Here is a 26,941-nt window from a genome sequence, read left to right as displayed (position 1 = left end):
GCTTTCGAGAGAACTGAGAGGTTGCTTCGGGGCGAACTGAGACGGCCGCGACAGAGTGTGCAGCCGAACGTTCGCTCGAGCCATCGGCCACTATTGCTGCGTGAGCATCAGGTTCAGGTTCTGAACCGCAGCGCCGGATGCGCCCTTGCCAAGATTATCGAAAACCGCGGACAGCAGGACGTGCCCGTGTTCCATATTAGGAAATACGCTTAAGCGCATATCGTTCGTACCGTTCACCACTTGCGGATCCAGGTGCTTTAAGACGCACGATTCGTGCAGCGGCAAGACACGTACGTGGGCCGCCTCGGCATAGTGGCGTGCGAGGCATGCTTGTAACGTGGCGCCATCCACGTCGGGTGCCAGCAGCCGCAATTCCAGGGGCACCGTCAGCACGATGCCCTGGCGAAACGCACCATACGCAGGGACGAAGATGGGACGCTGAGCAAGCCCGGCGTGCTGCTGGATCTCCGGGGTGTGCTTGTGCGCGAGTTCCAGACCATATACCTGGTATAAAGGCGCGTTGACGGCACCCTGTCCCTCATGTTCCTCCACGCCGGCACGCCCGCGCCCGGAGTAGCCGGACACCGCATGGATGCTGATAGGGTAGTTGCCTGGTATGAGCCCGGCCTGCAACAGGGGACGCAGCAAACCAATTGCACCGGTCGGATAGCAACCGGGATTGGTAACCCGGCGTGCGTTCGCAATGCGCTCAGCCTGTCCCAGCGTCATTTCCGGAAAGCCGTATGTCCAGTCCGGATGTGTGCGGTGGGCCGAACTTGCGTCGATTACTCGGACGGCAGGATTAACAATGGCGTCCACTGCCTCGCGCGCGGCGGCATCGGGCAGACAGAGGATGGCGATGTCGCAGGCGTTGATGGCTTCTGCGCGACGCCGCGGATCTTTGCGTTCCGCAGCGGCAAGCGTGAACAGTCTAAGGTCGGTCCGGTTGCGCAGCCGTTCGTGGATTTGCAACCCTGTGGTGCCTTGGTCGCCGTCGACGAAAACAACGGGAGAGCTCATGCGTGGAATACTCCGGTGGCTAGGATGTAATAAGTAGAGCGAGTCCCTATGTTCCACGGACGGCTAGAATAGGGAAAGTTGAATTTCATAACGTGAACATTCAGTTTTTCTGAATCTGGACGTCGACATGCGAGAGATCAGCCTGGACCGCTTACGCACCCTGGTCGCCATTGCCGACCGTGGCTCATTTGCCGATGCGGCGCGTGCGTTGCACCTGGCGCCGCCAACGGTCAGCCTCCATATCGCGGAACTCGAAGACCGCATCGGGGCTCCGCTCCTGTCACGCAAGCGCGGACATGTAAGGCCGTCGGCGATAGGAGAGGTGCTGGTGGAGCGCGCGCGTCGACTGCTGGCCGATGCGGAGCAGGCGTTAGACGATATTCAACGCCAGGTGCAGGGGCTCGAAGGGCGCGCGCGACTCGGTGCGTCGACTGGCGCGATTGCACACCTGTTGCCGCAAGCGCTTGAGGTGCTGCGCCAGCACCACCCCGCTATCGACATTCAGGTTGCAGTACTCACTTCACATGAATCGCTGTCCCGACTGGCGGATGGAACGCTGGATGTTGGGCTGGTCGCACTGCCTCAACCCCCAGTGACCGGACTCGTGATAAAGCCTTGGCGCCGCGACCCCGTAATGGCCTTTGTGCCGGCACATTGGCGGTGTCCGGCCCGCGTCACGCCCGAATGGCTCGCCGCCCAGCCTCTCATTCTCAATGATGCGACCACGCGTCTCTCGCGTCTGACTGCGGAGTGGTTCGCGACCGGGGGGCACCATCCTGCGCCGCGCATTCAGCTCAACTACAACGACGCGATCAAGAGTCTGGTAGCGGCAGGTTACGGCGCAGCGCTGTTGCCCCATGAGGCCAGTACGCCAGTACCCGACAGGCGCATAGTCATGCGTCCACTGCGCCCGGCGTTGTGGCGCCGGCTCGGCATTGCACATCGTGCGGGGTACGTTGAGCGTTCCACGCAACACGTACTTGATGTGTTGTGGGATCTGCGATTGGCGTAGGCGTTGCCATTTGCCGCGTCGGCTCGTTCTCGCTGGGACAGTAGTCCTTATTGCACGCCACGACGAACGAATGGCCGGTTTGTAGAAATTTGACTGACCGAATCGGGTCGACCTCAGACGGTCCTCATCCGTCGCAGTCCGGCCAAAAAACGCTCGTTCGACACTGCCGTTTAGATCGTGGACAATTCTTGTGAATACGAAGTGACAAGACCATCAATCTGGACCTTAGAAGAGAGCCTCATGATAGAGATCCATCCCCCGACGTTCGATGATGCAGAGGCATTGCTCGAGTTCGAACTCGAAAACCGGGCTTACTTTGAAAGTTGGATAAATGCCCGCGAGGATAGCTACTACAATCTAAGCTCGGTCCGACAAGCGATTGCGACGGCTCAAGAAGACGCATCCGCTGATAGGGCGTATCAGTTTCTAGTAAAGCGAAATAAAGTGATTGTTGGACGAGTCAACCTTAGCGGCGTGACACGCCCTTACTTTAACAAGGCGTCGCTCGGATATCGAATCGGCGAGCGCTTCGCGGGTGATGGATATGCGACCAAAGCAGTTGAGCTAGTGTTAAATAAAGCTCGTGATGACGTGGATCTATGGCGAATCGAGGCCATGGTCAGGCCTGAAAATCAGGCGTCTTTTCGTGTTCTAACACGTAATGGTTTTACAGTGTACGGGACAGCCAGACGTAGCATGAAGCTTCATGGCATCTGGTACGATCTGCTGCATTTTGAGTGTCACCTGCAACCCTCCGCTCGGGACGCCGCTCACTCGGTTGCTGAATTGGGAACCGCATCGATCTCCTCCGGTAACCCTGATTCGGACATGTAAAGGACGTGTATTGCCGCATCATTGAACGCCCGCTATCGAGGTTTTCGAATGACGGTTCCGGGTCGGCTACTGAAGTTCGCCATGGGACCGGGTTCGGCCAGGATGAGACGTTCGACAGAGCCTCATAGATCGTCAGCAATGGAATACGCAACCTATTGCTGTGCGGCTCGAAGTAACCGATAGCGTCGTCGATTTGCTCGAGTGTCAATATCAGGATCAACGCATGCCTCGCTCCGAACGTCTCCTTCATCTCTTGCAAGTTTTACGGCGTTATCGGCGTCCCGTGAGTGGTCAAACTTTGGCCGAGGAGCTCGGCGTGAGCATCCGCACGCTATACCGGGACATCGCCAGTCTGCAAGCGCAAGGAGCAATGATCGAGGGGGAGCCGGGCGTTGGTTACGTTATGAAACCGGGTTTCATGCTGCCGCCAATGATGTTCCGCTCAGAGGAACTCGACGCCTTGGTTCTTGGCATGCGCTGGGTGGCTGATCGTTGCGACAAGACGCTATCGGACGGCGCCCTGAGCACGCTTGCGAAGGTAGCCGCCGTACTGCCCACTGAACTGCGTCGAGAACTGGAGGAATCGTCGCTGCTAGTCGGGGCGCCGTTGAAGAGACCTACCCACAAGGTCTCGCCAGACCTTCTACGTGCCGCAGTTCGAGCGGAGCGAAAGCTTAATATTACTTACGCGGACGGCAGGGGATTTAACTCGCAGCGTGTAGTTTGGCCGTTTGCCTTGGTGTATTTCGACCAGGCCCGGGTACTGATGTGTTGGTGCGAGCTCCGGGCAGACTTTCGGAATTTCCGCTCGGACCGGATCTCGAACGTCGAGCAAATGGAGGAGCGCTACCCCAAAAGACGATCAACGCTGCTCCGGGAGTGGCGTAAGGCCCATCATGTAGCTAGCCGCACAATACTGCCAGATTCTGGCAGTATGGACCATTAAACTGAGCTTCCTCTCTTAGCTAGGAACTCAAAATGAAGTTCGCATCTGTTCGTGTTGTTACCCAGGATCTCGAAGGTCTGGTCGAGTTTTACCGAAAACTTTCCGGTATCGAGGCGGTACGTCCGGCTGATGGATTTGCCGAAATGCAATTCGAAGGGGCGGTGCTTGCGATTTCATCTGAGAACCTGATTAAGCTTTTTAATGTCGGTGCTGCCACAGCGGCTGCGAATCGGTCGGCGATCCTGGAGTTTGAAGTGGAGGACGTTGACGCAGTGTTCGAGCGAATGAATGCATCGGGGACCGACATCGTTATGCCGACGACGCCGATGCCGTGGGGCAATCGCTCGCTGTTGCTGCGCGACCCGGATGGGAACCTCGTTAACATATTTTCTCGACCAAAGCGCTGAGTAAGTCCGCCGGACCACGGTATCCGAATAACATACCCAGCCGAATGGCTATCGACAGGCCTGCGAATAACCGCGCGCTTTCCAGATCTTTCAGCTTGAGCGGGTAGTTCTTTAAGCCCGGAAACGATAACCCGCTGCCAAGGCCTGCCATCAGTGCCGCGGCAGCGAATGTCCATGGAAATCTGAGGATGCCGATGCTTTCTGAATTGGAGCCAATACTGTTCGAGGCAAGAGGCTATCGTGCCATCGAACTCGTTCGTGACGACATCCCGATCATTCAAACATTTTTGGAGAACAATCCTGAGTACTTCCTCTCGGCAGAAGGTTGTCCACCGACAGAGGGTCAAGCCAGGGAGGAGTTCGAAAGCGAACTGCCGGAGGGATGGGCATTCACTGGCAAGCACGCAATTGGATTTGTCGACGCGAGCGAAGAATTGGTCGGGTTTGCCACGATCGTTTCAGACCTCTTCGCCAACGGTGTGTGGCATATAGGATTATTGATCCTATCGACCGATAAGCACGGCAAAGGTGTAGCCCGTTACTTGGTCGAAGGCCTTGAGATTTGGCTTAAAGCGTCGGGAGCGAAGTGGTTGCGCCTTGGCTACTCGAATGTGATAAGACTTTCCGGCGAAGGCGGCAGCGGCGCTACGCTTACCTTCGAAAACCCGGCTTCGCTGCCCATCTCCTCGAACTCGCGCACAGTGTACGCGTCACCTCGTGGTGTGGACGCAAGCATCACGAAGGAGAACGCAGCGGCGAACGGTGGCGACACGCGATCCTCATCAGGAACCATATCCACCGCGAGTACCCGCCCTCCGGGGCTGAGGCTTCGGCGTACCCGTGTGAGTAGTTCTACGCAGGTTGACCGATCGAAGTGGTGCAGGAAATTCGTGAGCAGCACAAGATCGAAATTCGTTCCCCATTCGACTTCAAACGCGCTGCCCGCGACCGTGTGATAGCGCGCGCTCACCCCGGCCGCCGCGGCGTTTTCCTTTGCGACTTCCAGTACCGCTTGCCAGTCGGTCGCCACGACTTCTGCGCCGGGGACAGCCTTCGCGATCGAGATTCCGAACAGCCCGTGCCCAGCGGCAATATCGAGCACGCGCTTCGGTGCCTGCGGCCATGTGCCCACTTGTTGAGCTATGTTCTGTGCGATTGGCGCGACAAATGGCACCATCGCACGTGCGAATTTCACCCAAACAGGGTGGTCTGGGGCCATGTTGCCCAGCCCTATGGATCCGCCGTTACGAACGAACGCAACCGGATCGTCCAGCCAGAGTGCAATCATTTCGGGGGCCGCAAAAAAATCCACGATGCTTCCCATCCAGGCCGGCGAGGAAGTCGAAAGGAACACGGAAGTCGAGGGTGTCAATCGATAGCATCCCGTCTCCTTCTGCAGAAATCCCTGCACCGTCAGGTAATCGCACAGTATGCGCACTCCGCGCTCGGGGGCCTGCACGCGCCTCGATATGCGCGCGAGCTCACCGTTCTCTTTCTCGATCGCGGTGAACAGATCGAGCGCAACTGCAGCTTTCAACGCCGCGGTCTTCTGATATCCGCTTACGGCATCTATGAAGGCTTCCGGAGAGATGTCATCCATGACCAAAGTCCTTTCGCGAAAATTGAGAAAATGGCGGGCGATGCTCCTACCTTGCTCCTACCTATTCGTTGCGAAGATAAGGATCCTATCTTTGCGGACATCCGGTAAACCAGCGCGCTGTTCCCGTTACGTTACCCCCAGGCTCCTGCTATGTCAGGTAACGTTCCCTCTGCATCGGGCAGGTCGTTCGCTCATACGCAAGTCTTTATCCGCAGTTCCAACCCGGCTGGCAACGATGTGCAAAACGCTATCCGGCATATCGCTCGCCGGACGTTGACTCTTCTCGCGCGTTTCGAGCGCATGCAGTCAAAGCATAAACCGTACCGCGATGACCTCATTTTTCCTACTGGCATCAGTGAGTTCAAAAAGTCGACGACGCCGGGCCGTTATCGCCGGAGTGCGGGTTCGGCAACGTGGGGTCATCCTGCACGTTGAGCATGATCCGGGCAAGACATTCTATTTGCGGGCCCGCCGCGCGGTGCTTCGTCAAGCGCTCCGTAAGCGGCGAAAATCGCAATTCGATCACACCATGATCGACTGCTGATAGCAATACGGCGATTATCAAGTAAGGCGACCAAATCTAAGATGCCTCCATGGTTCGGCTTCAGCTCGAACCGATCCACGCTAGTGCCGTTGGCACGTCAGATCAAGGAGCATCGCAATGGATATCCTTACGAGGAGCACGAGGATTCACGTCGAGGAGCAGGGGGACGGCAAAATGGCTCTCGTGTTTCTTCACTACTGGGGCGGATCGTCCCGTTCATGGGACGGCGTTGTCGGCGAGCTATCGAACCGGTACCGGACCATCACGACCGACCATCGTGGATGGGGCGATTCGGACGCGCCTGAGCACGGCTACACAATTGCCGATCTGGCGAACGATGCACAGGATGTCATCGAGGCGCTAAATCTGCGGCGCTACGTTTTAGTCGGTCACTCAATGGGCGGAAAAGTCGCGCAATTGCTCGCGTCGCGACGCCCCAATGGACTGGAGGGCGTCGTGCTGGTCGCTCCTTCACCGCCTTCGCCCATGGTCCTTTCTGACGAGCAACGCGCAGCGATGGCAGCGGCCTACGATTCGCGTGAATCCATCAGTTGGGTACTCGACAACGTCCTCACCGCGAACCTGCTCACGCCCGCAGATCGCGAGCAGGTCATCGTGGACAGCCTGCGCGGCGCGCCGCAGGCCAAGGCGGCGTGGCCCAATGCCGCAATGCTTGAAGACATTACGGGCGACGTCGTGTCCATCAATGTGCCCGTCATGGTGATTGCGGGCGAACTGGACCAGGTTGATCGTGTAGAGACCTTGCAGAAAGAATTGCTGCCCAGGATCGCAGCCGCACGCCTGCATGTATTGCCGGGCACCGGACACCTCTCGCCGCTTGAGGCTCCCTTCGCACTCGCAACGGGTATCCGCGCGTTTGTTGGCGAACTGGAATCGCAGTCGAATACCAGTACGCGTAACACGCCGGAGCAGGTTCCTGCGGCCTTCGACGCCGCATTCAACAATGGCGATATCGATAGCCTGCTCGGCTTGTTCAGCGATAACGCAACGATGCGGATGGCGGACGGTGAAACCGTGGTAAGCGGTCTTGAGGAACTACGCCGTCAGTTCTCGGGACTCTTGAAGTCCGGGCCACGCATCCGCAACCAGGTGGTGTTTTCACTCGTCAGCGACGACATCGCACTGGTACTGCTCGACTGGACCGTGACCGTGACGCTGCCCGACGGCGATCACGCCAGTAGTCGCGGCACAGCTACGCAGGTGATGACACGCGGCGACGACGGAGGTTGGAAGCTACGGATATCCAACCCACTCGGAACCGCGCGGGCTGCCGAAGTTGCCAGCGTGTAGCATCCATTCGGTTTGCTGCCTCGGCACCTATCGGCCCGCACGCTTGGGCTCGCCCTGGGATCCACGCACGCGTAATGTGCGTTGTGGCGTGACGTGATCCCACGGCGGCTCGTCGCCAAGTGCAGCTGCCAGATAGTCGAGCAGGTGGCGCACTTTAAGAGGCATATGACGTGCGCTCGGATAGACCGCCTGGATCGTCAGTTCCGAAGTGTGGTACTCCGGCAGCAGCTCGACGAGTTTTCCGCGCGCGATCTGTTCTCCGAACACGAATGTTGGCCCGTAGACGATGCCGGCTCCGGCGAGCGCCGCTGCAAGCAGCATCTGGGTATTGTTGGCTGCCATCCGGCACGGACCACTGATCACGTGCGCACGAAGTTTCGTATCGACCAGCGTCCAGTCTCCAACGGAGACGGCTTCGCTGAACGTGAGCCGCGGCGCCTGCCGCAGGTCGCCCGGGTTGCGCGGTGTTCCATGACGCTTGAGGTAGCCTGGGGACGCGCAGATAACCATTCGACACGGCGCGAGCCGGCGTGCAACCAACCCTGAATCGGGCAAACGCCCGATTCGTATTGCCACGTCTACGCCGGTTTCGAGCAGGTCGACATAGCGGTCGCTTAGCGACACTTCAATGTTGACGTGTGGGTGTTCTTCCAGATATTTCGCGAGGACGTCACCGAGATGCATTGCCCCGAAGGTGACGGGAGCGGCAATTCGCAGCACGCCACGAGCGGTTCCGTGAGCATCGCTTGCCTCGCGATTGGCCTCATCATAGGCTTCGAGGATCCGTTTGCATCGCTCGTAGTAGACCTGACCGATGTCGGTCAGGCTGAGACGGCGCGTTGTGCGCTGGAGCAGCCTCGCATTCAGCTCGGCTTCGATTGCGCTGACGTACTTGCCGGCCATCGCAGCGGATAACCCGAAGCGCCGTGCAGCAGCGGCGAAACTGCCTTCATCGACTGCTGCGACGAATACTCCCATGCCAGTTAGCCGGTCCATGCGTTCCCCGATTCGATAGCTGGATTATCGGATAGATCGGAGTGGACGACAATTGTCGACTGCGCGGGGCCACAATCGAGTTCGGCTTGCGGGATGTTTGTGCGCGTCTCCTGACTGTCGCGGAACAGACACCGGAAGTGATGGGTTGATGGTCCGGTCAAGGGAGACTTGTGCCGCGTACAGCCGGCAGCTACGAGCGGTCATTCGACATCGATGCCTGGATCATTGACAATCTGAACCGCTAACAAGGTTTCCGTTGACTTACACCGGCCGCAAACACATTCGGAGAATCCAATGTTCGTCACCATGACGAAGTTGATACTGTATGTCCGCGATGTTGCATTGCTGAAGTCGTTCTATCAGACACATTTTGATCTTCCCGTGACGGAAGAAATTAAAGGTGAATGGGTTGTGCTAAAGGCGGGAGAGGTCGAGATCGCCTTGCACCGTGTCGGCGAGGCCTTTCGCGACAAGGCACCAAAGACCAATACTTCAAATTCCAAGATTGTTTTCTCTGTGCAATCGGGATTGCCAGAGTTGCGCGAGAGACTCGTGAGCGCAGGTGTCCCGATGCGCAACCTGAAGCGCTACGACGGTTTTGCGCAACTGATGTGTGACGGAGAAGATCCGGAAGGGAACGTATTCCAGCTTTCGCAAGCAGACCTGGAGAGGCCAGACCCCCGCGTATGAAACGTCTTTAGGGACCGCTGCTGGGCGAGCCGGAAAGTACGGCCTAATCTACGGTGCGAGTTCTCGAAGCCGAATCAGTCGGCGTGACGGCAAGACGAAGTTCGCGGTAAGCCGTCACCAGCGCGTCGAGGCTGAATGTGCGGTTCAGTCCGCTGGGATTGGGCAACACCCATGCGCGGGCGCTACCGAATGCTGTCGGTTGCGGGCCCCAGTGGATTTCGCGCTCGCCGGACATTGCACAGAGCGCCATCTTTCCGAGGAACGCAACGCATTGCGGCGCATATCGTTCGATCTTCTGTTCGAATTCCGTCGCGGCCGCTTTGAACTCCCATTGCGACAGTTCGTCCGCTCGTGCGGTTGGACGCGAGACCACGGTCGTCAGGCCATAACCAAACTGCAGAAGAGTGCGATCGTTCGTAGGACAAAGTTGTTCAGGTGTAAAACCCGCCAGATGAAGCACCCGCCAGAACCGATTGCCTCTGCCAGCAAAATGGCGGCCGGTCGATGCCGCCAGTACGCCCGGATTTATTCCGCAAAATATCACTGACAAACCCGGTTCAAGGATATCGGGGAGACCTTGGAGTGAATCGGGAGGAGTCACGGAGGGGATGGGCTCTTTCTTCATGAAAGACAGTTTGACCTACCCCGTCACGGCGGACAAGCGACAAAAGGGGCGATTTCAGATCAAACGTGCGTCGCTTCTGATCAAAGCTGGATTCCGCGACACAGCCACGCGCCGTGCCGCGGAATTTGCCACTTGCTTTAACTGATTATTCGAGTCTTATCAGAACGGCCACCAGCCGAACCCACCGTCATTACCCTTTCCATTGCCGTTGTGATGACCGTCCTGGTCCTGGTCCCGGTCGAATTGGAACGAGTCGAAAAGATCTCCGATGGCCGGCGAGTTAACCGGTACGTACGGATTGCCTGGGAGCTGCACCGGGTTCGGCAGATTGTCGCGGCTGCGCTTCGTGATCGGAGACAGCGACCAGTTGCGATCGATGAACTTGACGATCGACGCATGATCCGAATATTCATGCACCACGCGGCCGCCACGAGAAAACGGTGACACCACGATCATCGGAATGCGCGGACCGTCGCCGAAGAAATCCACTGGCTGGATGTAGCCGGAATCGTAGTAGCCGCCGCCTTCGTCGGTGGTGATCAGGATCGCCGTCGACGCCCACAGCTTCGGATTGGTCTGGACCGCATTCACAAGCTTGTGCACGAACGCCTCATACAGGCCGAACTTCGACGACTCGGGGTGACCGTCCAGCAGACCGCCCGGCTTCACGAACGATACGGCCGGCAACGTTCCGGCCGCGATATCCGCGTAGAGGTCGGTCGTGTCCTGCAAGTGCGCGGCGACAAGCGCCGGATTGGTCATGACCGCGGTTTCGTAGAGGAACGGATTGCAGATGTTGCAATAGACACTCGTGGACGGCGTGCTGACGAACGTCTTCCAGCCTTCGCCGTAATACTTCCACGAGATGTTTTTCGCCAGCAGCGAATCCGCGATCGTGCGCACCGGTGAAGGCGGAATCGTGAAGGCGCTGCTCGTGTTCACGCTGCCGTCGCCGTTATAGCCCGGGTTGTAGTTATTGAGCAGATAGTAGGTATTGGCCGCGCAGTTCGGGTCGGGGTTATAGGGCAGCGTGCCCAGGTAGTGGCGGATCGCGCCTACCCCGGGTTGCTTCGGGTCGGAGCAGTTGCTGTAGGTGCCGCCTGAGTAACCGTCCTGCGTGTACCAGTTGTTGGTGCCTGCCAGCGGATGCGGATTTTCGATCTCATTGGCGGGAGGGGTTGCGGCGTGACCGTTGCTGTCGGTGTAGTAGAGCGCGTCAGCCGTACCGATCATGATGCTGTTCGCCCCCGTGCCGCCCATCACCGGCTGGTGATAGTTGTCGCTGATCGTGAATTGACGCGCGAGTTCGGTGAAATAGGGCATATCGCCGGTATTCACGTTGTAGTAGCCGAGTGCCGTCGATCCTTCTCCTGTGGTCTCGTCGGTGAAGTTGGCCGGCTGCGGCTTGCCGTTCGAGCCGGCACCGATCGACGTTTCGACCCATGCGAACAGGTCCATTTTGCAACCGCTCGGGTTGTCGTAGGTTGCATGCGAGAAGTTACAGTCCGACTGCTGCCAGTTCTGATAGAAGCGGTGCACCGGGCTATTCATGTACTGATCGTAGTTCGGACCCACCCGCGAAATCTGATACGGGCCGTTCGGCAGATTGAAGGTGTTCGTGCCGAATCGTGTATCCGGTACCTGTTGCGCCAAACCCGACGCGCCGGTCGTCAGACGCACGACGTCCTGTGGCTCGAGTGCCGACCCTTCAGCAGCCTGAGCCGCCGCAAGGGTTGCGAAGGGCGGAGGGCTGGTGTCGCTCGGGGCGGTCGCCACAAAGCCGGTGTTGGGTGCCGGCAGTACGGTGTAGGGCTTCTTGCCGGAAGGGCTCAGCTCGAAGCGGTTGGGCGTGTCGGCCGTGGCGGTGTACTGTGCGGCTACCGCGAAATTGGGCCCCGGTTTGCCGTCCTGCGTGATGATGCCTTTGGAGAGCAGATTCGATACCGTTTGCCCACTTCGCGGGGTGTAGGCGCCGAACACATGATCGAAGGTGCGGTTTTCGCCCACGATTACGATCACATGCTTGATCGGCGAGGCCGTGTGAATGGACGCGGCGTCGGTCTGCTGACTGGTGGAAATGGAAGGGTAGAGTGCGGCACCGACCGCTAATGCAGCTGCGGTGCACGTTAGAAGGGCCTGCAGGACGGGTCTTCGTGGGACGTTATCAATACGCTTCATGAATCTCTCCAAACGGGGATTGACACAGGGCACACCGAGCGCTTGCAAGCGCAATGCGTTGCTTGCCAAGCGTTGCTTTGTATTACCGCGCGTTACATCGGAGAGAAAGTTAGGCTTGCTGTGTGTCCACCATGCGTTGGAAAAATGTCCGAGCCGCGTGAGTCATGTGACGCACCTGACGTATGCCTTTCGAAGTCTTGCGAAGGGGGGCTGAGGTGCGGCGGGCTGATGGATCCAGCACCCATCTGCCCTTTGAACAGGCGTCCGGTGAACGACGCCATGAGGAGATTCTGCGCGGATGATTCTGACCGGCGAGCGTCAGTCGAATGACTGATCTGTTTGGAGGAAGCTGTTCACTCTTCGCATTTCACGTCCTGCTTTCGCACAACGATAATCACCGGGTATGTCCCGTGCTCGAGCTCCACGCGCGCGACGACAGCCATCGTCGTGCTGTCGACGTCGTCGTACACGCTGACTTTTTCACGCCGAAGGTCTGTAACGCCGGTACATCCGGACGCGCGACCTTCGTCGGAGATCTTGCATTGGATCGGGTTGTCGGCAATGAAGCGATACTTGTCTCTATCGGGCGTGGCGAGGTATTCACGAAAGCTCTGCGCCGAGCCACCGACGCCCGTGACATACCCAATGGCGCACTGCGGTGTGGGTGTACCGCTGCTCCCGGATGCCTGGGCTGTCGCGGCCGTGCTCACGGTCGCGATGATCGCCGCGAGTGTCGATGCAAGGAGGTATTTCATAGCGCAAATTATCGTTGTCGGATCGAAGTAGTGGATTGTAATGGGATCTTGCGCGATGGCTGCGGGCCGTTGCGTCGAAGGTCGGGCAGCCAGGGTGCCCAGTCCGGGTCTTTTTCGAGCGTTAAGCGTGTTGTCGCCGTGGCTAGTCTGACGAGCGGTCACGCGTCAGCCCTATCCCATGGCGGCACGTCGCCGAATGCATCGACCAGGAAATCGATCATCGCGCGTATCTTGGCACTCAGGTGCCGCCGGCTCGGGTACACAGCGAGTACGTCGATGTCAGGCAAACGATACGCCGGCAATACTTGAACGAGCGTGCCGGCGCGCAGGTCGTTGCCGACCAGAAACGTGGGTTGCCAGATCACGCCTTGTCCGGCCAGCGCCGCTGCGCGCGCCGTATCGCCGTTATTTGTATGCATGTGACAGTCGACCTTCACGGTGTGCGCCTTGCGCTCACTGTCGATCAGTTGCCACTCGTCGCCGGTGGCCGCGTACGAGTAGCCGATGCATCGATGCTCGATCAGATCGGCGGGCGCGGCGGGATATCCGGAACGCGCCAGATAGTCAGGCGACGCACAAAGAATGTTTCTCGATGTCGCCAGCTTGCGGGCTGCGTGGCTGGTCGAGCCGGCGTGCGAGATGCGGATCGCGAGGTCGTAGCCTTCATCGACGATATCGACAACGCGGTCAATCAGCGCCACGTCGAGTTCCACTTCGGGATATTTCCGCATGAACGCGGGCCATAGCGGCGCCAGGTGCAGAATCCCAAAGCTCACGGGCGCATTGAGGCGCAGTCGGCCGCGCGGATCGACCGACGTGGATGACACAAGCCCCTCCGTCTCGGCGACGTCCTCGAGGATCGATTTGCAGCGGGCGTAAAAGGTCTCGCCGCCCTCGGTGAGAGAAAGCCTGCGTGAGGTGCGATTCAGCAGGCGCGTGCCGAGATGCGCTTCCAACTCGTTCACGTAGCGGGTCACGTTGGCGGGCGACGTCTCGAGCGCATCGGCTGCGCGCGTGAAGCTGCCGCGGCTCACCACGGTCACGAAGACTTCAAAAGCGCGCAGCCGATCCATGTGTGTTCTCGATCATTCACAAAAGCTGAATGATATACCCATGTTTTGTGCCTTTCTGGGTTTGTGGCTGAAGCCTATAGTGCTTCTCACGGACCAAGGCATTGGGCACTGGCCAACAAACTGCAGCAGGAGATTGAACATGCAACGCTTGACAGGAAAAGTCGCCATCGTGACCGGTGCCAGTGCGGGAATTGGCCGTGCTACGGCAAAACTGTTTGCCGCGGAAGGGGCAAAGGTGGTGATCGCGGCACGTCGCGAAGCCGAACTTGAAACGCTCGCTTCTGAGATCGTCAGCGAAGGCGGCGAGGTGGCGTTTCTGGCGGGCGACGTGCAGTCAGAGGACTTTGCGAAGGCGTTGGTCGCGCTTGCCGTCAGCCGCTTCGGCCGTCTTGACATCGCCTATAACAACGCCGGTACCCTGGGCGAAATGGGTCCGACAACAGGTGTGTCGGAGGCTGGCTGGTCGGCCGCATTGGCGACCAACCTGACGAGCGCCTTTTTGGGTGCGAAGCACCAGATCCCCGAAATGCTGAAGCAAGGCGGTGGCTCAATCATCTTCACGTCGACGTTCGTTGGTTATTCGTTCGCGTTCCCGGGCACCGCGGCCTACGCTGCGAGCAAAGCTGGGTTGATCGGGCTGACGCAGGCGCTTGCCGCGGAGTATGGACCGCAAGGCGTACGCGTCAACGCCATTCTGCCTGGCGCGGTAGACACACCGATGTATCGCGACATGAACGACTCAGCCGAGTCACAGGCGTTCGTGACCGGGTTGCACGCCCTCAAGCGCGTTGCGCGGCCAGAAGAACTTGCCCGCTCGGTGTTGTATCTCGCGTCCGATGACTCGTCCTTCGTGACCGGAACCGCTTCGCTAGTCGATGGCGGCGCGTCGATTACGCGTACGTGAATGGTGAGGCGGCGCGCGGGCGAAGTGCAACGGCTCTTTTCCGCTGATGATTCGGTGATTGCCATCGAGTGAGCGGATCGTGTGCCGGTGTACGGCTCTCTTCAGCCGCTCACAGGTTCATTTCAGCAACGCTCTCAATGCGAAAAAAGTGCCGGAGAATAATTCTCTGAACAGCACGTTGGCGCACGTCATTGTTACCGGATAAAAAAAGCCGCAGACGATGCTGCGGCTAACAAACACACACGCCGAACGTTGGGGACGCTGACGTGTTTCTTCATGCTATCCAAGCTCGCTACGGATGCAAATCGGGTGTTTTGTATGAAGCATTCAGTCGCCCCGCAGAGGCTTGCAGGACATGCCCGCAGTTGATTCTGGGTCGAATGGAAGTCGCGAAAAAACCACACAGGGCCGCGCGTCCGCATGAAAAATAAATTAAGCGAACTGGCAATGATCGGCATAGACGACAGTCCAGCGATGTGAAATCATCCTCCAACCCGGCTGAACCGAAGCTATGTCTGCGGTCCGACTCCCGTTGCTTGTAGCAGTCACTCCAAAGTGGACTGAGGACCTGTCCGAAATGACCCAGCGCACGCCGCATGAAGACGAGGGGCAGTTCGCCCTGTGGCGTCTGAAGCGTCCCACCAGTGCAGTCGACTCTCAAAGCGTGATCGTTGCCCATGCCGAAAAATCGATAGGGGAATCGATAGCGTTGCTGCTGAGATTGAAAGGTTTTATCGCCGTAGCCACGTCGACGATGGAAAACCTGGAACTGATGCTGGAGCACTGGAAGCCGCGCGCCTTGCTGATCGGCACGCACCTGTGTCATGCCGATGACTTCCGGCTCGTCCGGCATGCGGCGAACGACGCCGCCTTCGGCGGTGTTCTGATGATTGCGCTGACGGATATCTCGCCTGAAGAGACCCCGATCGATATGAAACAGATTGGCTTTGACGGCCTATGTTGCAGGCCGTGTCCGGTTTGGCGGCTTGTCGATATGCTTGAGAGACGTTGTCGTCTCCTGTCCGACGGTCACTAACCTCGCGAGCCTCTGCCGGGGAACGATACTTCGGAATCCTATCCGACCTATCCGGCTTCGGGAGTGCCATTCACCTCGAATCACGATCCGTCGAACGATTGCAATCCTTAGCCTTCCTGGCGCGTGGGCCGGAACAGGATCTCGTTGACGTCGACCTCTGGAGGCTGGCTGATTGCAAAAGCGACCGCGCGCGCGAACGAGTCGGCGGGAATCGCGTATTGCTCGTAGAACTTGCTGATGAAACCGGCCACATCCGGCTCGGTCACGCTGCTCGGGAGTTCCGTCGCCACCGCGCCTGGAGAAATGACAGTCGTGCGGATGTCATAGGGCTTGACCTCCTGGCGCAACCCCTCGGACAACATCAGGACGGCACTCTTGGTTGCCGCGTAGACAGCGCTGCTGGGCCGCACGGTACGGCCGGCGACCGATGAAACATTGATGATGTGGCCGCTCTTCTGATCTTTCATGTGCGGTAACGCCGCCGCGATGCCGTACAGCACACCCTTGATATTGACGTCGATGGTCCGGTCCCAGTCGTCGATCTTCAGACGCTCGAGCGGCGAGTGCGGCATCAGTCCGGCATTGTTGATCATCACGTCCACGCGACCGAACGTCTGCACCGCGGTGTCGACGAGTGCTTTGACGTCTTCGTGCCGGGTGACGTCAGTCGCAACCGCGACCGCTTGACCACCATTGCTGACCAGATCGGCCGCGAGCGCCTGAATGCGCTCGGCGCGGCGTGCACCCAATACAACCTTGGCACCTCGCGCGCTCAGATAGCGGGCAGTCGCTTCGCCCAATCCGCTGCTTGCGCCCGTGATGACGACGATCTTTCCTTCGATATTCGTTTCCATATGCTTTTCCTTTGGACCCGCGCGAACTCGGCTCTCGCCGGGCAACGGCGTGAGCGAGTGTAGAGAGGGTCATTGATGTCAGGACCATCGGCGCGCTGCGAAAGGCAGCCGACGAGCGTTTCATTGCATACTAGTTTGTTGTTTGATACTTAACAATGAACGTAGAATTTCACGGGGTGTTAAGGAAAATTCATCTATGAAACTGCGCGCCGGACTATCCGAGCTGACCGCTTTCATCGCCATTGCTGAACATCGAAGTTTCCGCGCGGCGGCGCGAACGCTGGGTGTCTCGCCACCCGCGCTCAGCCATGCGGTGCGAAATCTCGAAGAGAGTCTCAATGTGCGGTTGTTTAACCGGACCACCCGTTCGGTGGCATTGACTGAGGCGGGTGAACATCTGCTGCGGCGCGTGGGTCCCGCGCTTGCCGATCTGGAGGACGGTATTAACGAGGTCGCATCGGCAGGCAACCGGCCGTCTGGGTCGATCAGGATCAGCGCGGCAGAGGCCGGAGCCCGGCCGTTGATCCTTCACGTTCTCCCAGCATTTCTGGCCGCTTATCCAGACATCCATGTCGAGATCGTTGTCGATACGCGGCTTGTCGATATCGTGGCCGACGGTTTTGACGCCGGGATACGGATTCTTGAAGACGTGCCGCGTGACATGATCGCCGTGCAGTTCGGGCCCGACTTGCGATTCGCCGCAGTGGCGTCCCCCGAGTATCTGTCTCGCCACGCGGCTCCCACGACACCTCAGGAACTGGCCCAGCATCGCTGCATCCGGTTCCGGTTCACGAGCGGCGCGTTGTACCGTTGGGAACTCGAGCATCACGGCAGTAACGCCAGTATCGACGTCGCTGGGCCAATGACGCTTGGCAATACGAGCCTGATGGTGGACGCGGCGTTGGCCGGGATTGGTATTGCCTGGGTCCCGGATTATCACGTCGTCGATCATTTGGCGTCGGGGCGGCTGGTCCGTCTGCTACCGGAGTGGTGTCCTTCGCTGCCTGGCCTGTGCCTTTACTACCCGGCCAACCGGCACCCTCCGGCGGCGCTGCGACTGTTTTCGCAGGCAGTGCGCGAATGGGCGAACGCCGGTTTGCCATAAGCGGTGTTTTTAGCCGGCCGGTGAGGGTGAAGCCTGGCACGGCCTACTGCGAGCTATCGAGCGCCACGTTTCGATCGGCGCAACGGTTCCTGCTGCTGAGCCAGGCGGCGACAGGTCAACTCCACGGCGTTGCGTTCATTTGTTCATGTGCGTGCCGGCTTCCGTCGGCGCGAGCCTTCGCGCGATTGAACGCCGGGTTGGGTGTCCACGGCGGCAAGGAGATGCTGGCGACCCTCGTCAAGAATTTCATCCGCTAGCGCCTGGTCAACGTCGGCAACAGCACGCGAAAGCAGCAGCGTACCGACCATCTGGCTGAACAGGTTGATCGCCTTCTTGCGGCTGCCTTCGCTGCTCCCCTCGGTCTCTTCGAAGATCTTGGTGAACCGTTCGAGGATCGACGCGAGACCTTCCGCGTAAGAACCGCGCGCCACGTCGCCGAGCCGGCGGGCGTCGCCTACAAAACCCGACAACGGGCAACCCGCATCGATACTCCCGCGATGCTCGGGGGACAGGTACCACTGAATGTTTCGCTTAACGGGGTCGGCTTCGTCTGACCGGGCGTTCTCGATTCGAGAGTCAAAATCCTCCCCACCTTCTTCCATCGCCTTTTGCATCACGGCGGCGACTAGCGCGTCTTTCGATTTGAAGTGGTTGTAGAAACCGCCCTGCGTAAAGCCCGCCGCCTTCATCAGTTCGGCGAGCCCGACCGCATCGACACCGCGCTCGCGAAACAGCTTCTCGGCGGCTGCCACGATTGCGTGCCGATTTTCAACCGCCTGCTGCCTGGAAACACCCACTTCTCCCCCTTCGGCCGATAGCGGCCCAATTAGATCCATCGAAAAATACAATGTCGATCACCATTGACATCGATGGGGCGGGCGCCCACAATCCATTTCAATGACAATGTCATTCACCATTGTCTTAAGTATAGCCTTCTTTGCCTGAACGTCCAGGTAGCAGCGGGCACAACGGCTATCTGACGCCTGCGGGCGTCGTTACCTCAATCTGCAAACAGGATCTCAACATGACGAAGACAACCCCTGAACAGAACAAGGCGCTCGCGCTGGAAGCATTCGACACCTTGTTCAACAACCGCGATTACGTTGCAGCCGAGCGCTTCTGGTCCGACCGCTACATTCAGCACAGCGCCCATATCGCCCCGGGACGCGACGGCCTGTTCAACCTGGTTCGCACGCTGCCTGACGGCGTGCGTTATGAGAATCAGCTGATCGTGGCCGACGGCGACTATGTCATCACCCACGGCCGCTTCTCCGGGATCGGCAGGCCCGCTGCGTGGATTGCAGCCGACATTATCCGTTTCGAAGACGGCAAGCTCGTCGAGCACTGGGACGTCCTTCAGGACGAAGCGACCAGGGCCGAATCCGCGAGCGGCCTGCCGATGTTCGGCGACCGGTTCCCCGCGTGACCACTTCAATCCTACCTACAGCACTAACAACGCCAAGTTGCACCTGACTTTCAACAGGAAAACGATCATGAAACTCAACGGAAACACGATCTTCATTACGGGTGGCGGTTCGGGCATTGGCCGCGGGCTTGCCGAGGCGCTTCACAAGCGCGGCAACAAGGTCATCATCAGCGGCCGCCGGCGCAGCCATCTCGACGAAGTGGTGGCGGCGAATCCCGGCATGACGGCAATCGAGCTCGACATTACCGATCCGGCCAGCATCGCGAAGGTTGCGGCCCAACTGATCGCGGATTATCCCGATCTCAACGTGCTGATCAACAACGCAGGGGTCATGCAGGCTGACCATGCGGGCGGCCACATCGACGACGCGCTGATGGTGTCGACTATTACGACCAACCTCATGGGCCCGATCCGCATGACGTCGGCGCTGATCGATCATCTCAAGACCAAAGACGACGCTGTCGTCGCCTACACAAGCTCGGTCCTTGCGTTCGTTCCGCTGGCTGTGACGGCGGTGTATTCGTCGACCAAGGCGGCGCTGCATTCATACATCCTTTCGCAACGCTTCATGCTTCAAAATACGAAGGTTCGCGTACTCGAGATTGCACCGCCCTGGGTGCGCACGGACCTCATGAACAGCCGCGAGGCCGAACAGGCGATGCCGCTTGAGCCCTTCATCGAAGAAACAATGGCGGTCCTCGGAACGGATGTGGATGAAGTTCTGGTTGAAGGCGCGAAGCAGTTCCGCGAGAACCCGGGACCCGGCGAGCACGCTTTCGTCAATGGTCTGAATGCGCAGATGCTGGAAGTGTTCGGCGGATGAATGCGTGCCTGCGGGATGGGTGACGCAGGTCAATTTCCAGAGATAATTGCCTTTTGCACTCAACATCATGACTACTTCCCCCGAGACCGCATCGCAAGTGGTTCAAGAGTTTTGGCGCCTTATGGCCACAAACGATTTTCACGCCGTCGAAGCGGTTCTCGCGGAGGACTTTGTCCTTGAGTGGCCTCAATCGAAAGAGCGTATCCGGGGCGCGACGAATTTTGCTCGGCTCAACACTGAATACCCGGCGCAAGGACCGTGGGTTTTCACGGTCAATCGTCTCGTCGGCGGTGGGAATGAGGCGGTGTCGGACGTGTTTGTAACCGATGGCGCCCTGCACGCAAGAGCAATCTCATTCTTTACGGTCGAACGCGGCAAAATCACCCGGATGGTCGAGTTCTGGCCAGAGCCATACGACGCTCCGTTTGATCGTACGCAGTTTGTCGAGCGAATTGAGTGAGCCGGTTGTCTCTATCGACGAATGTCGGCTAGCCTGATTCGCTGATAGGTGTTTGTTGCCGATGTGCCTCTACCCACCGCGCAAATTCTTTTGGTGTCAACGGAGGCGAATACAGATATCCCTGGTACATAAGGCAGCCGTGGTGATGGAGAAAGTCGCGCTGCGCTTGCGTTTCCACACCTTCTGCGATGACACTCAACTTCAGCACGTTGCCAATGTTAATGACAGTCTGTGCCAGAGATTCGGCCATTGCATCGGCTCCGATACCCCGCACAAAGCTCTTGTCGATTTTCAGTTCTTTGACAGGGAACCGGTGCAGATAGCTTAGGGACGAGTAGCCCGTACCGAAGTCATCTATTGACAGAGCTATGCCGAGGGCATGTATCGCATCGAGCGATGTGCGAATGTCATCGACCGACTCATCAAACATGACTCGCTCGGTCATTTCCAGGATCAGGTTCTCAGGCGCGAGGCCATGGGCTTTCAGGGTGCGCGCGATAAAGCCCGGATAGTGCGGACGCTTGAAGTCGGCAGCACAGACATTCACCGATATGTTCGGTATATCGATACCCTCAGTGCGCCATTCGGCGAGTTGACGGCAGGCCTCGTCCAGCACCCAATCATCGAGTTCTGCAATCAGGCCGCTTTCTTCTGCGATGGCGATAAAGCGGTCCGGCGGAACGACGCCCAGTTTCTCGTCGTTCCACCGAACCAGGGCTTCGGCGCCATGCAGTGTTCCCGTCACGTCGACTTTGGGCTGGTAGGCGACGCTCAGTGCACTCCCTTGCAAGGCTCGCTGCAGCGCGATTTCCAGTTCGAGCTGTTCTTTGGCTTGACGCTCATACACTGGCGCGTAGAAATGCACCTGGTTACGTCCCGTACTCTTCGCCTTGTACATCGCCATGTCTGCGTTACGCAGCAGGGTATCGGCGTCCTGCCCGTCATGGGGATACAGCGAGACGCCGATGCTCGCACTGAGCGTGATGCTGGTGTCATACTTTGCGTTGACGGTGATAGGCTGGTACAGGGCTTGCAGGATGCGTCCAGCTACGTGAGCTGCCCTGTGTACGTCACAATTTCGCAGTACTGCCAGGAACTCATCTCCACCGAGGCGGCCGATCACGTCCTCACCCCGGACGCAATTCCGGAGACGCCGCGCGATTTCGCTCAACACTTCGTCACCGGCAGAATGGCCCTGCGTGTCGTTGACACGCTTGAAACGGTCCAGATCAATGAACAGAATCGCGAACTGTGACGAACTCCGGCTGGCGTCCGCCAGGATACCGAGCGTTTCCTTGTTGAGTTGTGCCCGGTTGGGCAAGCCGGTCAGGGCATCGAACCATGCCAGCGTCTGCAACTGACGCTCCATGGCGAATCTCATCCGCAATTGTCCGCTGAACATCAGCGAAAGCATGATGGTCAGCGCATCCAGTATGGCCGTAACGAAACCAATGGCAAACGCCCGCTTACGCCACCCGGCGTAGATATCCTCAGTCGCGAGGCCAACGACCACGACGAGTGGATAGTTCCCGATCCGCCTGAAGCTGTATAGGCGCTCGACGTGGTCTAGCACCGCAAAGTCGACATAGGTTCCGTGATCCGATTGCACGAGAGGCGGAAAGGAATGTCCACCGGCGAGGGTGCTGCCAATATGGTCCCCGTGATACGGTTGCCGCATCAGGACAGTCCCGTCTGTGCGCAAAAGCGTAAGGGTTCCGTGATCGCCGAGTATCGCGCCTTCGAATAGCTGGTGGAAATAGCTTAACTTGAGCGTACTCGCAACAATGCCAGCGAAGTGGCCATTTGCATCATCGAGGCGCAGGCTCAGTGCTATCGACGGCTGCGCAGCATTGCTTGCGCGAGGTACGAACGGCTTGCTGAGATACAAGCCCGCGCCTTTCTGCTGTTGTTGAACCTGAAAGTAATCGCGATCACGCACATTGAACTTGATCGGCGGAGCCCCGCGGGAGTCGAGGGCGCTGTTGCCGGCAGCATCTGCCGCGAATATCACACCCAGTTCCCTGACATTGCTTGCCGCGCTGAAAGCGACGAGCTGCCGGGCATCGGGAGTGAGTTTGAGAATGCCGGGGGTCTCGATCGTAGTCACGACATCACGCATGGCAAGTTGGCAGATGTCGAGATTACGCTCGGTCTCTTTTTGCAGGGAGAGCACGAGGTTTTGCGCAGCGTCGCGTGCCTGTGACATTGCGTCCAGTCTCATTTGATACAGCGAGACTGCCGTGACGCCGGTGGTGGCAAGCGTGATACCAATCCCGGCGAAAATAAACAGGGTCGGTTTTGCCAGAAGGGAACGCGTGATTCGAATCATGGTCTTCCGGACTACGTCTGCGCCCGGCCTGCTTTCAGATCAGCCATCAATTTGTCAGGAATCGTTGCTTACCGTCACCGGACTCCTGAATCATCGCTGGAACATGCGACCATCGGATTTCAGCCCGCTCGTTGGCGTTGTGCACCTTGTCAGCCGCGTTTAACAATGACTTGAACAATGTGCTGTTCTCGGCTGAGCTGGTGAGCCCGATGCTGCATGTATAAGCCGGAAGACAAGTGCCAATCTGCCACACGATGAGGCGGCACTTCAAGCTATATATCGACACGGATGGAACAATCTTTACGTCCTGCCTCGATAGTTTTCTACCTGGCTGACACAGGGTGGCCGCGTCGGCGCACCCCGCGATTCTGATGACCGGGTTACTGATTGACCGGCTGAAGCGTCGATCTGCTTTCGGTTAGCCAGGAAATAAGTTCACTGACAGGCATGGCCCTGGCAAACAGCCAGCCCTGTCCATACTGGACGCCTCTCTGTACCAGGTATTCGACCTGGACATCGCGCTCGACGCCTTCCGCCACGATTTCCACCCCCAGTTCGTGTGCCATTTCGATGATATGAGGCGCGACGATACTGGATGCCGCATCTTGTGCCATGGTGTCGATAAATGACTTGTCGATCTTCAGGACGTCGATCGTAAAGGTTTGCAGATACGAAAGGCTGGAGTATCCGGTCCCGAAATCGTCGATATAGACCGGGTGACCCGCGTCCCGGAATGCCGTGATCGTCTGCCGCGTTGCGTCGGCATCCATGAAGCTTCGCTCTGTTGCTTCGATTCTGACCTGCGCAGGGAGGATGCCGGTTCCCCCCAGCCGGGCGGTGATAACGTCCAGGAAACGGCGCGTCCGTAAATCTTCGCTGCTCACGTTGATAGAGACATAGAACGAAGGACGCGAGCGCAGGAGCTTCGACAGCTCGTCGATCGTCTTGTCCAGTACCAGGTCCGTCAACTGCTGAATAAGGCCGTTTTGCTCCGCGACCGCGACAAAGATTTCCGGCGAGATGTTGCGCCCGTTCAAGTTCCATCTGACGAGCGCTTCCACGCCAACGCATTCGCCGCTCGCAAGACGGACGATCGGCTGGAAGACCACGTCGATTCTCTTGCGTGCAATGGCCCATTCGAGCGTCGCTGCAAAGGAGAGTTGCCGAGAGATTCGCCTGAACGCAATCCAGCCAAGCACACCTCCCGTGAGGACGCCAATCGAAAGCCACATGACGAGCAAACCCGGCCAGTGACCCACGAGGCTGCTACGCGGAGCTTTGACGACCACCCCAAGGGGCCGGCTTGGCGAACGGGCGACAGCGTAGTGCCATTGTTCATCGTTCACTTGCCCAGCCAGCTTCCATGCGTTGAGCATATCGTCGCCGTCCGCGCCGGGGGACAGCGCGAGGATTGTATTCGTCTCGACATTGATCGCTGCGATCGGTCTCCGGGCGGGGTCGATAAGATCGACGTAGGACTGCGGATCGATCGAGACATAATTTCCATCGCGGCCAATCTGAATATCCTGGCGCTCGTCGCTGAGAGGATTCTTCTGCCTGTACCAGACCAGATAGCCGTCGTTGCTCCGCCAATCGGGCGGAGGCATCGTCAGATGCTGCGCCCGAACGTCGCCCAGAAGCGGTGAGCATAAATATTGCCCGTCGCCGTATGTCCCCGCGTCCTGCACATACCGGTAATTAAAAACCACGCGGGCAAGCTGCGCGATATGCGCGGGAGAGCATCGACCGCCGGGCGCAGCCTTCATGTCCGCGATAGCGGTAAATGCCTGGTAGGTGACAAGCTCCGTGCGCATCACGGCTTTCGCGGCGAACTGCTGCAGATCCGCTTGCTCGCGACGTTCCGCATCTTCGTCGGCGATATAGATGCTGGTCAGTACCGGGACAACCGTCGCTACGCAGCCCAGTGCGACAGAAGCAGAAATAAGCGACAGCCGCTTGATCATCTCGCGAGTTCCGTCGTGAATAGCCGTAGGGGAGACTTCGCACTAGAGGTGCGGCATGCTCAGGGCCGAACGCATGGAAATGCGATGCCAGCCTGCAGGATAGTATCTGGAGCTATTTTTTCAATGCGTTTGAATTGTGCATCGTATATTCGCTCGGAGGTGAATATGAACAGCCGATCAATTTGTTTGATGCCTGGCAACACCAGCCAGGCTAGCGGGATCAACGGGCGCGGCCAGGCAGTCGGTTTCTCGAACATCTCGAGCGACGATCAGCACGCTGTTGTTTGAATGTAGGTCAATGCCGCTATAGTTCATGATTGCCTCTTTCCGGTTAAAGCGGTTTGGCAAACTCACTTTCACCCCGTCGCCCGTCAGGGCGGCGATGTCGCTTCCTGGCGATGTCGACGGGTTGCATGTTCTCGATGCGGGATGTGAACCAGGCATTTGAATCTAAAAGGAAACATGAGACGACTGCTTCTCGCTGCGCTTGCAGCTACCTCTTTCGTGACTTGCGTTCATGCGCAAAGCAACGCCTCCGGCCCGCTCCTCACGCCCTCGGGTAACCTGCAATTCGTGCGCGTCGACCGCGATTTCGCGGGGATGCTCGACAAGGAGATTTTCGATCGCTTCAGTGCGAGCGCGCTCACGCATTTCGATGACGTCGGCGACGCAAATGACAGTGTCACGCGCACGCTTGTGCAGACTGATGCCGGCCCGGTGCTGTACGATTTTCGCCACCAGCCGCCACTTGTGCAACGCTCGGGTAAGCGCATAACGGTCAAGCGCGTGTTCTGGCAAGGCGATGAAGTCGTGATGCAAAGCGCTCAAGGCTGGTTCCGATTCCAACATGGCGTGCTAACGAAGCTGCAGTCGTCTACAACGACGTACCATTGATCGCGCGAAGGCCGAACACACGCTCGCCAGTGATGACCTACACCGCCTCGCCGTGCACCCCATTGCCTTTTCGCCAAGTGGCCTTAGCCTCTTGTGGGTCGCGCTGAGCCCGTCGTCGCGCGATAGGGTTCAGCCACAAGGGGCCAATCGCCGCCCCGAACGGAGCGGCGGCAGCCAGACCTGACGGGTTTTGCCGAATTGCTGAGAACACATCGTCCACCCAGTCGGGGTAGTTCATGGCGCTCAGGGCGAATGCCAACTGCCACACCAAGGCGAACACGCAAACGCCATTAGCAAACTAATCAAATGTCTGTGTCCGACCGGTTACGTTCGGACACACTTCGTTGCGAATCAGAATGCGGCCACCGGCTACAATCGGCGCCAAAATGAACAGTTTCAATTCGGCAGCCTAGATCTGCCTGACGCACAGCATTTTCCGCTCGGCAGCAATGATTTACGGAACGAAGGTGATAGCGGGACTCAACGCCGCAGAGGCACGTGACGTGCTGCAAAGCGGAGACGACTCCGATGAGTTTCGTGCGGAAGAGCGGCGATACCAGGCGATGGGCATCCAGTCGGATGCCGGCAATCATTTTCAACCATCGCTATCTTGTGAGCGGCGGATAGCCCGTCGAAACCTTCGAGCAGGTTATCCAACAGATTCGGCCGAAGCGTAGTGTGGCATTTCTGGAGTGGGAGAATCAGCGTGATGAAGAAGACGAGAATTTCGATCATCCTGTTCGTGCTGGCCGTGCTCAGCCCGCTGGCTCATGCGAGCCTGGCTACAGGTGCCCACGAGTTCAAGAACGACGTCAAAACGGCCGGAAAGAAAACCGGGCATGCTGTGCGCGATGCCACGCACGCGGTCGGCCATGGTGCGAAGACGGCTGGCCATGCCGTTGCCGATGCAACGAAGCACGGCTATCACGCGACGAAAAAGTTCGTGACGGGTCACGCATAAAGGTCGCTTCCCGACCACGACCGCCAACCTGGATACCGGCAACTACGCGCTGAATCTTCCCGCGGCTGCGTAGCCGAGCGGCAAAGAGAAAAGCCGATCACACCAGCAGGGTGACGCCCGCCCAGGCGATCAGCACGACGCCCAGCACGCGGCCGACACGCTCACCGCCGGGCAGGATTTTTTCCACGAAAACG

26 protein-coding genes and 3 pseudogenes are annotated in these 26,941 nt (G+C 58.5%); 16 read left to right on the top strand and 13 right to left on the bottom strand.

The annotated features are described in order from the left end of the window. Nucleotides 1-90: 90 nt before the first annotated feature. On the bottom strand, nt 91-1,020 hold the full coding sequence (gene argC, locus KHO23_RS31065; protein ID WP_211616330.1) for an N-acetyl-gamma-glutamyl-phosphate reductase: 930 nt from the start codon (nt 1,018-1,020) through the stop codon (nt 91-93). Nucleotides 1,021-1,147: 127 nt separating this feature from the next. Between argC and KHO23_RS31060 the strand changes: the two genes are divergently transcribed. The 5 genes and pseudogenes from KHO23_RS31060 to KHO23_RS35725 form a co-directional block, all read left to right on the top strand. Then, nucleotides 1,148-2,032 carry a LysR family transcriptional regulator gene (locus KHO23_RS31060; RefSeq protein ID WP_211616328.1) on the top strand — a complete coding sequence of 295 codons (885 nt, stop codon included), beginning with the start codon at nt 1,148-1,150 and terminating at the stop codon, nt 2,030-2,032. Nucleotides 2,033-2,272: 240 nt separating this feature from the next. Further along, entirely contained in the window at nt 2,273-2,866 is a 594-nt protein-coding gene (locus KHO23_RS31055) for a GNAT family N-acetyltransferase (protein ID WP_211616326.1), read from the top strand. Nucleotides 2,867-3,089: 223 nt separating this feature from the next. Next, nucleotides 3,090-3,812: a helix-turn-helix transcriptional regulator gene (locus KHO23_RS31050; RefSeq protein WP_211616324.1), complete on the top strand. Its 723-nt coding sequence runs from the start codon at nt 3,090-3,092 to the stop codon at nt 3,810-3,812. A gap of 32 nt (nt 3,813-3,844) precedes the next feature. Next, a complete protein-coding gene (locus tag KHO23_RS31045; RefSeq protein ID WP_211616322.1) occupies nt 3,845-4,219 on the top strand; it encodes a VOC family protein in 375 nt (124 codons plus the stop codon). Between the two features lie 188 nt (nt 4,220-4,407). After that, nucleotides 4,408-4,794, top strand: a pseudogene (locus KHO23_RS35725) (GNAT family N-acetyltransferase); the annotation flags it as partial. A gap of 26 nt (nt 4,795-4,820) precedes the next feature. Here the strand turns inward: KHO23_RS35725 and KHO23_RS31035 are convergent. After that, a complete protein-coding gene (locus tag KHO23_RS31035; RefSeq protein WP_211616320.1) occupies nt 4,821-5,819 on the bottom strand; it encodes a methyltransferase in 999 nt (332 codons plus the stop codon). A gap of 661 nt (nt 5,820-6,480) precedes the next feature. Here KHO23_RS31035 and KHO23_RS31030 point away from each other — a divergent pair. Continuing rightward, nucleotides 6,481-7,674 carry an alpha/beta fold hydrolase gene (locus KHO23_RS31030; RefSeq protein ID WP_211616318.1) on the top strand — a complete coding sequence of 398 codons (1,194 nt, stop codon included), beginning with the start codon at nt 6,481-6,483 and terminating at the stop codon, nt 7,672-7,674. A gap of 27 nt (nt 7,675-7,701) precedes the next feature. Here the strand turns inward: KHO23_RS31030 and KHO23_RS31025 are convergent, their stop codons facing one another. Then, nucleotides 7,702-8,670 (bottom strand): LysR family transcriptional regulator, encoded by a 969-nt coding sequence (locus KHO23_RS31025; protein WP_211616316.1) that lies wholly within the window; start codon nt 8,668-8,670, stop codon nt 7,702-7,704. Nucleotides 8,671-8,964: 294 nt separating this feature from the next. Here KHO23_RS31025 and KHO23_RS31020 point away from each other — a divergent pair, with 294 nt between their 5' ends. Then, the gene (locus KHO23_RS31020; RefSeq protein ID WP_211616314.1) at nt 8,965-9,360 is read left to right on the top strand and encodes a VOC family protein; all 396 of its coding nucleotides are present in this window, start codon (nt 8,965-8,967) and stop codon (nt 9,358-9,360) included. Nucleotides 9,361-9,403: 43 nt separating this feature from the next. Here KHO23_RS31020 and mug read toward each other — a convergent pair whose 3' ends face one another. The 4 genes from mug to KHO23_RS31000 form a co-directional block, all read right to left on the bottom strand. Further along, nucleotides 9,404-9,985 carry a G/U mismatch-specific DNA glycosylase gene (gene mug, locus KHO23_RS31015; protein WP_211616312.1) on the bottom strand — a complete coding sequence of 194 codons (582 nt, stop codon included), beginning with the start codon at nt 9,983-9,985 and terminating at the stop codon, nt 9,404-9,406. 159 nt (nt 9,986-10,144) lie between these two features. After that, the gene (locus KHO23_RS31010) at nt 10,145-12,163 is read right to left on the bottom strand and encodes an alkaline phosphatase family protein (RefSeq protein WP_211616310.1); all 2,019 of its coding nucleotides are present in this window, start codon (nt 12,161-12,163) and stop codon (nt 10,145-10,147) included. Nucleotides 12,164-12,516: 353 nt separating this feature from the next. Further along, entirely contained in the window at nt 12,517-12,918 is a 402-nt protein-coding gene (locus KHO23_RS31005) for a hypothetical protein (protein WP_211616308.1), read from the bottom strand. Between the two features lie 158 nt (nt 12,919-13,076). After that, nucleotides 13,077-13,991 carry a LysR family transcriptional regulator gene (locus KHO23_RS31000; RefSeq protein WP_211616306.1) on the bottom strand — a complete coding sequence of 305 codons (915 nt, stop codon included), beginning with the start codon at nt 13,989-13,991 and terminating at the stop codon, nt 13,077-13,079. A 139-nt stretch (nt 13,992-14,130) separates the two neighbouring features. Here KHO23_RS31000 and KHO23_RS30995 point away from each other — a divergent pair, with 139 nt between their 5' ends. Both KHO23_RS30995 and KHO23_RS30990 read left to right on the top strand, forming a co-directional pair. Beyond that, complete coding sequence (locus tag KHO23_RS30995; RefSeq protein WP_211616304.1) at nt 14,131-14,895, top strand: SDR family oxidoreductase; 765 nt, start codon at nt 14,131-14,133, stop codon at nt 14,893-14,895. A gap of 577 nt (nt 14,896-15,472) precedes the next feature. Beyond that, nucleotides 15,473-15,931, top strand: coding sequence for a response regulator receiver protein (locus KHO23_RS30990; RefSeq protein WP_211616302.1), 459 nt, complete (start codon nt 15,473-15,475; stop codon nt 15,929-15,931). A 107-nt stretch (nt 15,932-16,038) separates the two neighbouring features. Here KHO23_RS30990 and KHO23_RS30985 read toward each other — a convergent pair whose 3' ends face one another. Continuing rightward, on the bottom strand, nt 16,039-16,785 hold the full coding sequence (locus KHO23_RS30985; RefSeq protein WP_211616300.1) for an SDR family oxidoreductase: 747 nt from the start codon (nt 16,783-16,785) through the stop codon (nt 16,039-16,041). A gap of 196 nt (nt 16,786-16,981) precedes the next feature. Between KHO23_RS30985 and KHO23_RS30980 the strand changes: the two genes are divergently transcribed. After that, nucleotides 16,982-17,890, top strand: a complete 909-nt coding sequence (locus KHO23_RS30980; RefSeq protein WP_211616298.1) for a LysR family transcriptional regulator — start codon at nt 16,982-16,984, stop codon at nt 17,888-17,890. Between the two features lie 143 nt (nt 17,891-18,033). On the opposite strand, the gene KHO23_RS30975 is transcribed toward KHO23_RS30980, so the two are convergent. Beyond that, the gene (locus KHO23_RS30975) at nt 18,034-18,687 is read right to left on the bottom strand and encodes a TetR/AcrR family transcriptional regulator (RefSeq protein WP_211616396.1); all 654 of its coding nucleotides are present in this window, start codon (nt 18,685-18,687) and stop codon (nt 18,034-18,036) included. A 227-nt stretch (nt 18,688-18,914) separates the two neighbouring features. Here KHO23_RS30975 and KHO23_RS30970 point away from each other — a divergent pair, with 227 nt between their 5' ends. The 3 genes from KHO23_RS30970 to KHO23_RS30960 all read left to right on the top strand — a co-directional run bounded on the left by KHO23_RS30970 (nt 18,915) and on the right by KHO23_RS30960 (nt 20,599). Then, complete coding sequence (locus KHO23_RS30970) at nt 18,915-19,316, top strand: nuclear transport factor 2 family protein (protein ID WP_211616296.1); 402 nt, start codon at nt 18,915-18,917, stop codon at nt 19,314-19,316. A gap of 67 nt (nt 19,317-19,383) precedes the next feature. After that, entirely contained in the window at nt 19,384-20,139 is a 756-nt protein-coding gene (locus KHO23_RS30965) for an SDR family oxidoreductase (protein ID WP_211616294.1), read from the top strand. A 67-nt stretch (nt 20,140-20,206) separates the two neighbouring features. Further along, on the top strand, nt 20,207-20,599 hold the full coding sequence (locus tag KHO23_RS30960; protein ID WP_211616292.1) for a nuclear transport factor 2 family protein: 393 nt from the start codon (nt 20,207-20,209) through the stop codon (nt 20,597-20,599). A 28-nt stretch (nt 20,600-20,627) separates the two neighbouring features. Here KHO23_RS30960 and KHO23_RS30955 read toward each other — a convergent pair whose 3' ends face one another. The 3 genes from KHO23_RS30955 to KHO23_RS30945 form a co-directional block, all read right to left on the bottom strand. Further along, nucleotides 20,628-22,928 (bottom strand): putative bifunctional diguanylate cyclase/phosphodiesterase, encoded by a 2,301-nt coding sequence (locus KHO23_RS30955; RefSeq protein ID WP_211616290.1) that lies wholly within the window; start codon nt 22,926-22,928, stop codon nt 20,628-20,630. Nucleotides 22,929-23,308: 380 nt separating this feature from the next. Next, nucleotides 23,309-24,892 (bottom strand): EAL domain-containing protein, encoded by a 1,584-nt coding sequence (locus KHO23_RS30950; RefSeq protein ID WP_211616288.1) that lies wholly within the window; start codon nt 24,890-24,892, stop codon nt 23,309-23,311. Between the two features lie 177 nt (nt 24,893-25,069). Beyond that, entirely contained in the window at nt 25,070-25,207 is a 138-nt protein-coding gene (locus KHO23_RS30945) for a hypothetical protein (RefSeq protein WP_211616286.1), read from the bottom strand. 147 nt (nt 25,208-25,354) lie between these two features. Here KHO23_RS30945 and KHO23_RS30940 point away from each other — a divergent pair, with 147 nt between their 5' ends. The 3 genes and pseudogenes from KHO23_RS30940 to KHO23_RS30935 all read left to right on the top strand — a co-directional run bounded on the left by KHO23_RS30940 (nt 25,355) and on the right by KHO23_RS30935 (nt 26,747). After that, a complete protein-coding gene (locus KHO23_RS30940) occupies nt 25,355-25,786 on the top strand; it encodes a hypothetical protein (protein WP_211616284.1) in 432 nt (143 codons plus the stop codon). A 476-nt stretch (nt 25,787-26,262) separates the two neighbouring features. Then, a pseudogene (locus KHO23_RS35290) lies at nt 26,263-26,413 on the top strand (DsbA family oxidoreductase); the annotation flags it as partial. An 82-nt stretch (nt 26,414-26,495) separates the two neighbouring features. Further along, on the top strand, nt 26,496-26,747 hold the full coding sequence (locus KHO23_RS30935) for a hypothetical protein (RefSeq protein ID WP_211616282.1): 252 nt from the start codon (nt 26,496-26,498) through the stop codon (nt 26,745-26,747). Nucleotides 26,748-26,844: 97 nt separating this feature from the next. Here the strand turns inward: KHO23_RS30935 and KHO23_RS35285 are convergent. Further along, nucleotides 26,845-26,941: pseudogene (locus KHO23_RS35285) on the bottom strand (DUF2182 domain-containing protein); the annotation flags it as partial.

The sequence above is a fragment of the Paraburkholderia haematera genome, from assembly GCF_905220975.1.
GTDB classification, from domain to species: domain Bacteria; phylum Pseudomonadota; class Gammaproteobacteria; order Burkholderiales; family Burkholderiaceae; genus Paraburkholderia; species Paraburkholderia haematera.
Note: the sequence above shows the minus strand (reverse complement) of the source record. Positions and strands in the feature narration are given on the sequence as shown.

Excerpts from the sequence above, each read along its gene's own strand:
- KHO23_RS31045 (WP_211616322.1), top strand. The coding sequence starts at position 3,845 with ATGAAGTTCGCATCTGTTCGTGTTGTTACCCAGGATCTCGAAGGTCTG.
- KHO23_RS31050 (WP_211616324.1), top strand. The coding sequence starts at position 3,090 with ATGCCTCGCTCCGAACGTCTCCTTCATCTCTTGCAAGTTTTACGGCGT.
- KHO23_RS30935 (WP_211616282.1), top strand. The coding sequence starts at position 26,496 with ATGAAGAAGACGAGAATTTCGATCATCCTGTTCGTGCTGGCCGTGCTC.
- KHO23_RS31060 (WP_211616328.1), top strand. The coding sequence starts at position 1,148 with ATGCGAGAGATCAGCCTGGACCGCTTACGCACCCTGGTCGCCATTGCC.
- KHO23_RS30990 (WP_211616302.1), top strand. The coding sequence starts at position 15,473 with ATGACCCAGCGCACGCCGCATGAAGACGAGGGGCAGTTCGCCCTGTGG.
- KHO23_RS30985 (WP_211616300.1), bottom strand. The coding sequence starts at position 16,785 with ATGGAAACGAATATCGAAGGAAAGATCGTCGTCATCACGGGCGCAAGC.
- KHO23_RS31020 (WP_211616314.1), top strand. The coding sequence starts at position 8,965 with ATGTTCGTCACCATGACGAAGTTGATACTGTATGTCCGCGATGTTGCA.
- KHO23_RS30950 (WP_211616288.1), bottom strand. The coding sequence starts at position 24,892 with ATGATCAAGCGGCTGTCGCTTATTTCTGCTTCTGTCGCACTGGGCTGC.
- KHO23_RS31000 (WP_211616306.1), bottom strand. The coding sequence starts at position 13,991 with ATGGATCGGCTGCGCGCTTTTGAAGTCTTCGTGACCGTGGTGAGCCGC.
- KHO23_RS30955 (WP_211616290.1), bottom strand. The coding sequence starts at position 22,928 with ATGATTCGAATCACGCGTTCCCTTCTGGCAAAACCGACCCTGTTTATT.
- KHO23_RS30940 (WP_211616284.1), top strand. The coding sequence starts at position 25,355 with ATGAGACGACTGCTTCTCGCTGCGCTTGCAGCTACCTCTTTCGTGACT.
- KHO23_RS30970 (WP_211616296.1), top strand. The coding sequence starts at position 18,915 with ATGACGAAGACAACCCCTGAACAGAACAAGGCGCTCGCGCTGGAAGCA.
- KHO23_RS31035 (WP_211616320.1), bottom strand. The coding sequence starts at position 5,819 with ATGGATGACATCTCTCCGGAAGCCTTCATAGATGCCGTAAGCGGATAT.
- KHO23_RS30945 (WP_211616286.1), bottom strand. The coding sequence starts at position 25,207 with ATGAACTATAGCGGCATTGACCTACATTCAAACAACAGCGTGCTGATC.
- KHO23_RS31030 (WP_211616318.1), top strand. The coding sequence starts at position 6,481 with ATGGATATCCTTACGAGGAGCACGAGGATTCACGTCGAGGAGCAGGGG.
- argC (WP_211616330.1), bottom strand. The coding sequence starts at position 1,020 with ATGAGCTCTCCCGTTGTTTTCGTCGACGGCGACCAAGGCACCACAGGG.
- KHO23_RS30965 (WP_211616294.1), top strand. The coding sequence starts at position 19,384 with ATGAAACTCAACGGAAACACGATCTTCATTACGGGTGGCGGTTCGGGC.
- KHO23_RS30995 (WP_211616304.1), top strand. The coding sequence starts at position 14,131 with ATGCAACGCTTGACAGGAAAAGTCGCCATCGTGACCGGTGCCAGTGCG.
- KHO23_RS30960 (WP_211616292.1), top strand. The coding sequence starts at position 20,207 with ATGACTACTTCCCCCGAGACCGCATCGCAAGTGGTTCAAGAGTTTTGG.
- KHO23_RS31005 (WP_211616308.1), bottom strand. The coding sequence starts at position 12,918 with ATGAAATACCTCCTTGCATCGACACTCGCGGCGATCATCGCGACCGTG.
- KHO23_RS31055 (WP_211616326.1), top strand. The coding sequence starts at position 2,273 with ATGATAGAGATCCATCCCCCGACGTTCGATGATGCAGAGGCATTGCTC.
- mug (WP_211616312.1), bottom strand. The coding sequence starts at position 9,985 with ATGAAGAAAGAGCCCATCCCCTCCGTGACTCCTCCCGATTCACTCCAA.
- KHO23_RS30980 (WP_211616298.1), top strand. The coding sequence starts at position 16,982 with ATGAAACTGCGCGCCGGACTATCCGAGCTGACCGCTTTCATCGCCATT.
- KHO23_RS31010 (WP_211616310.1), bottom strand. The coding sequence starts at position 12,163 with ATGAAGCGTATTGATAACGTCCCACGAAGACCCGTCCTGCAGGCCCTT.
- KHO23_RS31025 (WP_211616316.1), bottom strand. The coding sequence starts at position 8,670 with ATGGACCGGCTAACTGGCATGGGAGTATTCGTCGCAGCAGTCGATGAA.